This is a genomic window from Microcoleus sp. A003_D6, assembly GCF_036702825.1.
Classification (GTDB): Bacteria; Cyanobacteriota; Cyanobacteriia; order Cyanobacteriales; family Microcoleaceae; genus Microcoleus.
In genome coordinates this window covers 1-9,176 of the sequence record NZ_JAUBWA010000183.1, presented here as the reverse complement: position 1 = coordinate 9,176, position 9,176 = coordinate 1, and the positions used below count along the sequence as shown (strand labels likewise).

Sequence of the window (9,176 nt, the reverse complement as noted above, 5' to 3'; positions counted from 1 at the left end):
TTCATTCGGGGTACTTCGCGCAGCGCTCAGATTTATCCCCTCTGAATATACCGAGGGACTTCCCGGCTGGTAGTTAAAACAAATTGAATAATTTATATTTTCTCCCAAAAACCCTTGACTTTTTATCAACTTTATGATAATAAATGTTTTTCATACTCTTGTCGATTTGCGACTGTCGCAGGTTCAGGGGTGGATCTCTTCACTCACGCGCATTCCTCCCGACGCTCACTTTGATCGGTAGAGCGCGGGACTCCTGCTGTCTTAGTTGAAAGGGAATGCCCTTGTAACCTAGCGCTAAGCAGACCTTGCGACAGTAAAGGGACGTACTGAACTTTAGAAAAAGTATCAGACAACAACTAACACCCAACTTGATGCCTAGACCAATCAGATTGAAAAATGCGAGGAGCGAACCATTTTTCACCCCGAGGCTAGGCTTGTTGGGCAATGACTCTCGGATAGCCCTAGTTAGGGAGACGTTTTAGGAGAAGGGGAAACAGTTCCACCAGCCCCTGGAGTAGCCCCTGGAGAGGCCTTTGGAGATGGAGAAGAAACAGGAGGAGGAGTAGTAGTGCTAGTGCCGCCCGGAGAGGGGCTGGTGGGGCTGGTGGGCTCACCTCCGCAGGCGCCGAGGGCTGCTGCCAAGCCCAGTACCAAAGTCAAACGAATTAATCCCTTGTTCATAAAACACTCCTTAACATTGAAAACCCATCGCAAGGAAGGGAATAGTGTACTTGAGAAACAATGCTGGCACGAATAGCTCAACGATTCGCTCGTTGATTACAATACTGCATTTATTAATAAATTTCACATACATTCTGGCGAACCTGCAAAGATTTCCTTTTTTTTGCCAATCCTGAAGTCAAAGAGACGAGTGGTAGGATGGGTTGGTTGGTTTGTGAGGTATCTTTGGTAAGGATAACCGATCGAACGCAGATTGTCACAACAGGCGATCGTCGAAGCCAAAAACTCTTAACCTCAATCAAGCTGAAGCTGCCCCACTTTACTTATTGGTGAACTCTATGACCGCTGCTATCAGATCCCCGGATTCTCCCCGCTCCCGATCGGCCCGCAAGCCCGCTGCCGGCTCCGCCAACAGCAAAGTTACTTCTATTGCCCGAGCTAGGCGGGCGAAGACCGGGCCGGTATTGCCCAACTACTCGGCAGCCGACGAACAGGATCGGGCTCGGTCGTCTGCCTCGGTGCTGAAAGTCCTGCCAGCTCGCCAGCAGCAGCCAGTGTGGTTGCGATCGCTCTTGCAGGCACAGCGCCTCTCCTCAGTGGCAGCAGTTATGCTTTTGGGCGGTGCTCTGAGTCTCTACGGCTTGACTGTTTACGGCGAGCAGCGCTGGAGTCAGGAGTATCAAAAACTGGAAACTCTGCGCCTCCGCGAACAGCAGTTGAGTTCTGCTAGCGAAGTCTTGAAACACCAACTTGCTAAAGAAGCCCAAAATCCAGAAACCGGTTTGGCTTCACAGAATCCTGGGGACACGATTTTTTTGCAGCCGGCCCCTGAAACCCGATCGCCCGTTGCGGCAGCACGAAACTCAGAACCGACTCTCAAGGATCGAGCGAGTGTGGAAACGCCGCTGGGCTATTGAGGCAGTGTCAGCGCCGATAGGGCCCGAGGGGAGATTGTCCGAGGGCCGGAGAGTTTGAGAAACCGAGAATTTGACAGTGTAACTTCCCATTGATTTGCTAAGGCTTGCTCTTTGACTTTTCTGCAAGTCCCGATCGATTTTCTTCTCTGAAGCGGAAGTTAAAAGTTAAAAATAAGTGACTTGCTGTTTAATTTTTAATTTTTAATTTTATGAGCTATGACCCCCGTTTTGACCGCTACAGATCGCCGAACTTCAAACGCCCAAAACCGTCGGGCGATCGCACTTTGTGGGGAAAACAAGCCAAACCCAAAGCGGACGGCAGTTTCGACAGATCGCCACAACAGACGGCTCCACCTTGGAGGCGGCCGGTAGAGCGTTTAAAGCGCAGCAAGTTCCGTTTGTGGGCCGTGTGGGCGGTGTTGATGCTGGGGGGGCTGGGGCTGGCTGTGAATTTGTTTTATTTGCAGGTGACGCGAGCTCCGGCGCTCCGCAAACAAGCCGAGCAGCAGCAAACTCTCAAAACGAAGCCGTTTGTGCCGAGACGCCCGATTGTTGACCGCGCGGGGAATGTTTTGGCGATCGACAGACAGGTGTACACGCTCTACGCTCACCCGAAGTTGTTCAACCACTCGAAAGCGGAAATTGCTGCTAAGTTGGCTCCGATGCTGGCGATCGAACTGAGTCCGGGAACTACGTCGGAAACTGAACTGCTGCGAAGGTTTAATCTTGGTGAAAGCGGTATTACAATTGCGGACTCTCTGGCTCAAGAGGTTGCCGATCGCGTCGCTCAGATGCAAATTAAAGATAGTCCGGTGGATGGGCTGGAGTTGGTGCGGCAGCAGCAGCGTTTTTACCCGCAGCAGGAATTGGCCGCGGATATCCTCGGTTATGTGGACGGGGAACGCAAGGGACAAGCTGGGGTGGAATACAGCCAGCAGAATTTGCTGGAACGATCGATGCCGTCGATTCAATTTAGCAGGTCGAGCAATGGGAATTGGGTTCCCGATCGGCTGACGGCGGGATTTGTGCAGCTTGATGACTTGAAATTGCAACTGACGATCGACAGTCGCTTGCAGCGGGCGGCCCGGATTGCTCTCAAGGAACAAATGAATAAATACGGGGCGAAGCGGGGTACGGTGATTGTGATGGATGCCCGCAACGGGGAATTGCTCTCAATGGTAGCGGAACCTTCTTATGACCCGAATCAATATTTTAATTTCGATTTGTCGCGCTATAAAAATTGGGCTGTAACTGATGTTTATGAGCCTGGTTCGACTTTTAAAGCGATTAATGTGGCGATCGCTCTGGAAGCGGGTGCTGTCAAACCTAACACTGTTTTTAACGACGAAGGTCGGATTTACATGGATGTCTGGACTATCCAAAATTCCGATTACAAAGTCGCAGGCGCGCGCGGCCCTTCCACTGTTACGGAGATTTTGAAACATTCTAGCAATGTGGGGATGGTGCACGTAATGAGCAGCATGAAAGCTTCTCTTTACTATCAAGCTTTAGAAAAACTCGGACTCGGACAAACTGCGGGAACGGATTTGCCTTTTGAAGTAACCAGCCAGCTAAAAAATCGAGAGCAATTTATTAATTCTCCGGTGGAAGTTGCTACTACGGCTTTTGGGCAGGGTTTTTCGATTACTCCGATGCAGTTGGTGCAGCTTAATGGGGCTTTGGCCAACGGCGGCAAGTTGGTAACTCCTCACGTTGTGCGGGGACTTTTCGATCGGGACGGTCAAGCTTATTGGAAACTTCCGAGGGCTGTTCCGAAGCAGGTTTTTTCGCCGTCCACTACTAAGCAAGTTTTAGACATGATGGAAACTGTGGTTGATGGTGGTACGGGGAAAGCTGCACAGATTCCTGGGTATCGGATTGCTGGGAAAACGGGGACGGCTCAAAAAGCTAATGGTGGTGGCGGTTATTCTAAGAACGCGATTATTACTAGCTTTGTGGGGATAATGCCTGTGGAGGCTCCTCGGTATGTGGTGCTGGCGGTGATTGATGAGCCGAAAGGTGGTACGGGGGGAAGTGTGGCGGCGCCGATTGTGGAGTCGGTGATGGAGGCGCTGATTTCGATTGAGAAGATTGCGCCGAGCAAGTAGGGAAACGGCACTGCCCAGGGCGTGTCAACTTAAGTCTGAAACCCTTGAGAAATGTCGCTTTTACCTGAGTCTAGATCCGCCTTAAGAAGGGGGACTTAGAGAAGACTTCTATCTCCCCCTTCTTAAGGCATGGCTGTTTCATTAGACCTCTTGCAAAAGTCCTTTTAATCAAATTTTGGAACGGGCTCTGGGGCCCATTCCACAAGAAAAAAACTTTTTGTGGGATGGGCCCCAGAGCCCGTCCCAGCTATTTTTGCAAGAGGTCTATTTAAAAGACCATTGTAGGGTGCGTCAGTACATAAGCGTTTCCCGTGGCTAATAAGTGTTCTAGCTGACGCACTCTACCTGGATAATTAGTGGTTTAAATCCGTAACAGCTTATCCTCTCTTTCTAGTCAAAATCCCTTGACTGGGACTGAACAGCAAAGCTACTAAAAATAATCCAAAAACAACTAACACAATTGCCGCACCAGAAGGCATATTAAAATAATAGCTGAGATACATCCCTGTCACGCTAGCGGCAATCCCCATAATTGCTCCCAATCCCATCATTAAATGCAGCTCTTTTACCAACAAATACGCGGTAATTCCCGGGCCGATTAACAGCGAAATTACTAACAGTGCCCCCACAGTTTGCAAACTTGCCACAATCGTCAGCGTAATCGCCGAAATCATCCCCAAATAAATCCAGTTTACAGGCAAACCGCTAGCCTGGGCTCCCAGCGGGTCAAAAGTATAGAATAGCAGTTCTTTGTAAAAGACTTTAACCGCTACCAAAATAATTAAACTTATGACAAAAGTCTGCTGCACGTCGGCGGGTGCAACTGACAGGATGTTGCCGAAAAGAAATCCGTCTAAGTCTAATTTTGTCGTCCGCAACAGGCTAATTAGCGTGACGCTAATTGCTAGAAATGTAGACAAAATTAATGCCATAACTGCATCAATCTTGAGGCGCGATTGCGATTGAATCCACGCCATAATTACCGCGCTGATAATTCCCGAGATAAACGCGCCGAACGAAATATTGAAACCTAAAGAAAAAGCAACTGGCAATCCTGCTAATACGGAATGGGCAATCATGTCTACCATCATTCCCATTTGCTGTACAATTAAATAGGAGCCGACAACGGCGCAGACAATTCCTAGCAAAATGCCGATCGCGATCGCATTTCGCATGAACTCGAATTTTAGCGGCTCAATTAGTAGGTTTAACATTCCATTTCTTTGAGAGATTTTAGAAAATTCGTTTATAAAAGTCGGCGGTTTAAACCGCGCCTACAGAAACGAAGTCCGCCTACGCGGACTGAAGAGTAAAGTTGGAAATTGCACACACCAAAAAGTTTAAATTATCCCATTTTGCTTAGGCAGAAACTAAACTTAAATCGTATCCGTAGGCTTTTTGAATATTAGCAGCGGTGAGGACTTCCCGGCAGGAACCAGTCGCAATTAACTGCTTGTTGAGCAATAATAAATTGTCGTACTGTTTTAAGGTTTTCCCTAAATCGTGGCTGATTACTAGCAATATTTTATTTTCGGCTTTTAGTTCGGCAAAAATATGGAAAATAATCTCTTCGGTGGCTTTGTCGATCGCGTTAAAAGGCTCGTCGAAGAAGAATAAATCGGCTTGTTGGGCGATCGACCTTGCTAAGAAAATCCGCTGCTGCTGTCCGCCAGACAGTTCGCCAATTTGCCGATCGCGCAAATCCCACATTCCCACCCTCCGCAAAGCAGTTGTCACCAATTCCCGCGACTGCTTCGAGGGGCTGCGAAACCAGCCAGTCTGGACAGTTCGCGCCATCATTACCGCATTCCACACCGTAATCGGATAATCCCAGTCTATTTGCGATCGCTGCGGCACGTAAGCCACCCGCGATAACTGTTCCTTCAACAACCGCCCCTGATATTTTACCAAACCCCGACAGGCCGGGATCAATCCCAGCATCGCTTTCACCATCGTGCTTTTCCCCGCGCCGTTGGGCCCGAACACACCGGTTAACTGTCCGGGATCTAACTGGAAATTCACGCTGTTGAGGGCCGAAATTCCGCGATAATTGACAGCCAAGTCTTGCACTTCTAGCATAATTCAAGCTTTTGAGAACGATTCTTGTTCGTAGCTACTAGAATAGGATAACTCGAAAAAGCAATAACGATTATCGTTCCAAAGGTGAAAATGTTAAAGAACTTGTCTGGAAAAACCGGCAGATTGTGCGGTGCGACTGTTTTGGCGATCGGCTGCGGACTGGTTGGGTGCAGTGGAGGACAGAACGCCAGCAATCCGGCGCCAGAGAGTCCGGCCGCCACTCAAACTCAAGCCAGCCCCGCGGCCAACTTGCCGAAAGTCGTCGCCACGACTGGCGTTATCTGCGACATAACTAAAGAAATCGCTCAAAGTTCGATCGACACCACCTGTCTGATCGAGCCCGGAGACGACCCCCACGCCTACCAAACTAAGCCGGAAGACCGCAAAGCGATTGAAACGGGCAATTTGATTTTATACGGCGGCTACAACCACGAACCCAGCATCATTAAGTTAATTAAATCCAGTACCAATTCCGCGCCCAAAATTGCCGTACACGAACTCGCAGTTCCCAAACCGCTGATGGGCGAACACGAACACGAGCACGAAGAGAAAGCGGAAGAAAAAGCCCATACAGCAGGCGAAAAAATTCCCGACCCTCACGTTTGGCACAATCCTCAAAATGGCATCCGTATGGTAGAAACTATTCGCGACGAATTGAAAAAACTTTCTCCCGCCAATGCTCAACTTTATACCAGCAACGCCGCGAAATTAACGGATGATTTGCAAAAAATAGATACTTGGATTAAGGCTCAAATTGCGACAATTCCACCGGAAAAACGCAAGTTAGTAACAACTCACGATGCTCTGAGTTACTATGCTGATGCTTACGGTTTGGAGATTGTTGGAGCTTTGCAGGGTGTGACAACAGAGGAACAGCCCACAGCAGCCAGAATAGCCGAACTATCATCAGAAATTAAGACCGCAGGAGTGCCGACAATTTTTGTAGAAACGACGACTAATCCGAAGTTAATGGAGACTGTAGCGAGGGAGGCAAATGTCAAAATTTCGGACAAGGAACTTTACAGCGACGAGTTGGGCGGCGCCGGCACAGGTGCTGATACCTATGAGGGAATGCTGAAAACTAATACTTGCGCGATTGCTTCTGGCCTCGGCGGCAATTGTACTCCTTTTGCACCAGAAGCAACACCAACTCCCAAACCGTAGACTTCTTAGGGTGCGCCGAAAAGAACCTTACATTTGCTGGGTACGCACTTTATATTAGGACTTACGCATGGGGCCTAGAAACGGGTTTTTTTTTACGAAAAGATGCGTTGGAGTCCGCAGAGTCGGTAAAAAACCCGGTTTCTAGGAGTCGGAGTGCGTCGAGGATTTGCTGCGATGATTTTAAGGTGTATTTTCCCCATCGGTGTTGGGGGGGGTTTGGCCAATTCCCAATTGCTTCTTAGATAATTTTAAGTCTTTCCAAAGCGCCTTAATATCTTTATAGGCTTTCTCAGAGCTAATTTTGCCGCCTGTTTCCAGCGAGCAAATGTAAGTTATTTTCTGAGCAAATTCCTGCAAGTTGGCATTAAACGCCAAGTTTTCTGGCGTGAAATCACCGTAGTAGCGATTGCGAGGATGTAAAAAATCTTCCCGCTCTTTCATTGCTCCCTCCTAATTAAACTTTTGGTATTCAACTTTTGGTTCGGTCTCTGCTGTTAATAGCACTATTTGTACTTAGTATCGCGACGCTAACTTGATTCTATTGTATTCCGCAAGTAGCAATTGTGCTTTTTCTCTCTTTACTTAGTCTATTAATGCAGTCTTAACCTTAAGTTAGCTTTATTTTAACTTTTCTTTAACCTGAAAGCCAAAAAACTGGGAGATGCGAACATCACATCTCCCTTTAGATAGATTTTAGAGTGGTTGATTAATCTTTTGTGAAGCCGAATATTTATTTGTGGCACTCGCAGCCGGTGTGGCCGCAGCCGCTGCCATTGGGGTGGCCGGTGGCGCAAGCACTGGAACAGTAGGATTTGCCGTCTTTTTCTATGGCGGAACTGAGGCTGACAACGCACACGCAAGAAGGACACGCACATTTTGTTTGGGTTGCAGTAGTCATTTTACATTCTCCTGGTGGGTTTGTTTGTCTGTAATAATATCTGAACATATATTCAGATGTATGTCAAGGGAATGTAAAAGTTTTGTTACAAAAGGTTTGCCGATCGCACTAAAATGAAAATGAGAATTAAAACAAGCCTGGAAAAAATGTCACCCAACTCTGCTGTTAACGGAGCGATAAGTCAGACTCACGAACAAAACGATACACCAACGTGCGATCGACCGCACCTAGTTGACTGTTTGCGGGCCGGTGACATCCAAACACAAGTTCTCAACACCGCAAAAGCTCAGCGGATGGCAGAGTTTTTCAGCCTGTTGGGAGATGCGAATCGGCTGCGGCTGGTGTCTGTATTGGCAAATCAAGAACTGTGCGTGTGCGATTTGGCGGCGGCTTTGAGCATGAGCGAATCAGCAGTATCGCACCAGTTGCGGGCATTGCGGGCGATGCGGTTGGTAAGTTACCGCAAAGTTGGGAGACAAGTTTTTTATAGTTTACTCGATCGCCACGTTTTGGAACTTTACCGAGCAGTTGCCGAACACTTGGACGAAGAATAAGGGATTTAAAATTCTGTAAGGGCGGGTTTTACCAAAAATTTCTGCGTAAGATTAATAATCTCCTAAACCCGCCCCCACTTGGGTTCGATATTAATCTTGGACGGTGTGGCCTGTCACCACAATCGCCTGTTTAATGGATTCTTCAGAAGCTTCAGCCTCAACCGTAACAGTCTTAGCTGCGACATCTACATTCACAGAAGCACCGGAGTCTACAGTTTTGATAGCTTTGGTAATCGTGTCTCCGCAGCCAGAACAGACGATCGACGGAACGTTAAATAGTATGGTCATAGTAAATTAGAGATTTTGTAGATGACATTATTATTTTCTATTTTAATCTAATTTCCTGAAACGGGCGCTTTCCCCGATCCCGGCAGGGGTGTAAACTCCTCCCTCAAAGCTAAAGTCGGTTAAAACTGAGATATTGCAGCAATGTCAATAATCCTTTACGAACAGGCAAGATGCCTGTTCCACAAGTAAATTTATCTCTTTATGAACAGGCAAGATGCCTGTTCCACAAGTAAATTTATCTGTTTGCGAACAGGCAAAATGCCTGTTCCACAAGTAAATTTATCTGTTTACGAACAGGCAAGTATTGTAGGGTGCGTCAGCCCTTTCTCGTTTCCCTTGTAAGCGTAAGTGTTCTAGCTGACGCACCCTACAGGCCTGAGATATTGCAGCAATGTCAATAATCCTTTTACGAACAGGCAAGATGCCTGTTCCACAAGTAAATTTATCTCTTTATGAACAGGCAAGATGCCTGTTCCACAAGTAAATT

At 47.7% G+C, this 9,176-nt stretch carries 10 protein-coding genes; 4 read left to right on the top strand and 6 right to left on the bottom strand.

Annotation, left to right across the window (positions count from 1 at the left end; translation table 11 throughout):
• Window positions 1-465: 465 nt before the first annotated feature.
• Window positions 466-681 carry a serine protease gene (locus QUB70_RS29940; protein WP_332985330.1) on the bottom strand — a complete coding sequence of 72 codons (216 nt, stop codon included), beginning with the start codon at window positions 679-681 and terminating at the stop codon, window positions 466-468.
• Window positions 682-1,019: 338 nt separating this feature from the next.
• Between QUB70_RS29940 and QUB70_RS29935 the strand changes: the two genes are divergently transcribed.
• On the top strand, window positions 1,020-1,598 hold the full coding sequence (locus QUB70_RS29935) for a hypothetical protein (protein WP_332985329.1): 579 nt from the start codon (window positions 1,020-1,022) through the stop codon (window positions 1,596-1,598).
• 209 nt (window positions 1,599-1,807) lie between these two features.
• On the top strand, window positions 1,808-3,706 hold the full coding sequence (locus QUB70_RS29930) for a peptidoglycan D,D-transpeptidase FtsI family protein (protein ID WP_332985328.1): 1,899 nt from the start codon (window positions 1,808-1,810) through the stop codon (window positions 3,704-3,706).
• 377 nt (window positions 3,707-4,083) lie between these two features.
• Here the strand turns inward: QUB70_RS29930 and QUB70_RS29925 are convergent, their stop codons facing one another.
• Entirely contained in the window at window positions 4,084-4,920 is an 837-nt protein-coding gene (locus QUB70_RS29925) for a metal ABC transporter permease (protein WP_332985327.1), read from the bottom strand.
• Window positions 4,921-5,065: 145 nt separating this feature from the next.
• Window positions 5,066-5,785, bottom strand: a complete 720-nt coding sequence (locus QUB70_RS29920; RefSeq protein ID WP_332985325.1) for a metal ABC transporter ATP-binding protein — start codon at window positions 5,783-5,785, stop codon at window positions 5,066-5,068.
• Window positions 5,786-5,875: 90 nt separating this feature from the next.
• Here QUB70_RS29920 and QUB70_RS29915 point away from each other — a divergent pair, with 90 nt between their 5' ends.
• Window positions 5,876-6,949: a metal ABC transporter solute-binding protein, Zn/Mn family gene (locus QUB70_RS29915; RefSeq protein WP_332985324.1), complete on the top strand. Its 1,074-nt coding sequence runs from the start codon at window positions 5,876-5,878 to the stop codon at window positions 6,947-6,949.
• A 180-nt stretch (window positions 6,950-7,129) separates the two neighbouring features.
• Here QUB70_RS29915 and QUB70_RS29910 read toward each other — a convergent pair whose 3' ends face one another.
• Complete coding sequence (locus tag QUB70_RS29910) at window positions 7,130-7,390, bottom strand: DUF7219 family protein (RefSeq protein WP_332985323.1); 261 nt, start codon at window positions 7,388-7,390, stop codon at window positions 7,130-7,132.
• A gap of 289 nt (window positions 7,391-7,679) precedes the next feature.
• A complete protein-coding gene (locus QUB70_RS29905) occupies window positions 7,680-7,847 on the bottom strand; it encodes a metallothionein (RefSeq protein ID WP_332985322.1) in 168 nt (55 codons plus the stop codon).
• A gap of 146 nt (window positions 7,848-7,993) precedes the next feature.
• Here QUB70_RS29905 and QUB70_RS29900 point away from each other — a divergent pair, with 146 nt between their 5' ends.
• Window positions 7,994-8,401 (top strand): ArsR/SmtB family transcription factor, encoded by a 408-nt coding sequence (locus QUB70_RS29900; protein WP_332985321.1) that lies wholly within the window; start codon window positions 7,994-7,996, stop codon window positions 8,399-8,401.
• A gap of 90 nt (window positions 8,402-8,491) precedes the next feature.
• Here QUB70_RS29900 and QUB70_RS29895 read toward each other — a convergent pair whose 3' ends face one another.
• Window positions 8,492-8,689: a heavy-metal-associated domain-containing protein gene (locus QUB70_RS29895; RefSeq protein WP_332985320.1), complete on the bottom strand. Its 198-nt coding sequence runs from the start codon at window positions 8,687-8,689 to the stop codon at window positions 8,492-8,494.
• Window positions 8,690-9,176: the final 487 nt, after the last annotated feature.

What these genes read in the sequence shown, in the direction of transcription:
- QUB70_RS29940 (WP_332985330.1), bottom strand. Translation starts at nt 681, where the DNA reads ATGAACAAGGGATTAATTCGTTTGACTTTGGTACTGGGCTTGGCAGCA.
- QUB70_RS29935 (WP_332985329.1), top strand. Translation starts at nt 1,020, where the DNA reads ATGACCGCTGCTATCAGATCCCCGGATTCTCCCCGCTCCCGATCGGCC.
- QUB70_RS29930 (WP_332985328.1), top strand. Translation starts at nt 1,808, where the DNA reads ATGAGCTATGACCCCCGTTTTGACCGCTACAGATCGCCGAACTTCAAA.
- QUB70_RS29925 (WP_332985327.1), bottom strand. Translation starts at nt 4,920, where the DNA reads ATGTTAAACCTACTAATTGAGCCGCTAAAATTCGAGTTCATGCGAAAT.
- QUB70_RS29920 (WP_332985325.1), bottom strand. Translation starts at nt 5,785, where the DNA reads ATGCTAGAAGTGCAAGACTTGGCTGTCAATTATCGCGGAATTTCGGCC.
- QUB70_RS29915 (WP_332985324.1), top strand. Translation starts at nt 5,876, where the DNA reads ATGTTAAAGAACTTGTCTGGAAAAACCGGCAGATTGTGCGGTGCGACT.
- QUB70_RS29910 (WP_332985323.1), bottom strand. Translation starts at nt 7,390, where the DNA reads ATGAAAGAGCGGGAAGATTTTTTACATCCTCGCAATCGCTACTACGGT.
- QUB70_RS29905 (WP_332985322.1), bottom strand. Translation starts at nt 7,847, where the DNA reads ATGACTACTGCAACCCAAACAAAATGTGCGTGTCCTTCTTGCGTGTGC.
- QUB70_RS29900 (WP_332985321.1), top strand. Translation starts at nt 7,994, where the DNA reads ATGTCACCCAACTCTGCTGTTAACGGAGCGATAAGTCAGACTCACGAA.
- QUB70_RS29895 (WP_332985320.1), bottom strand. Translation starts at nt 8,689, where the DNA reads ATGACCATACTATTTAACGTTCCGTCGATCGTCTGTTCTGGCTGCGGA.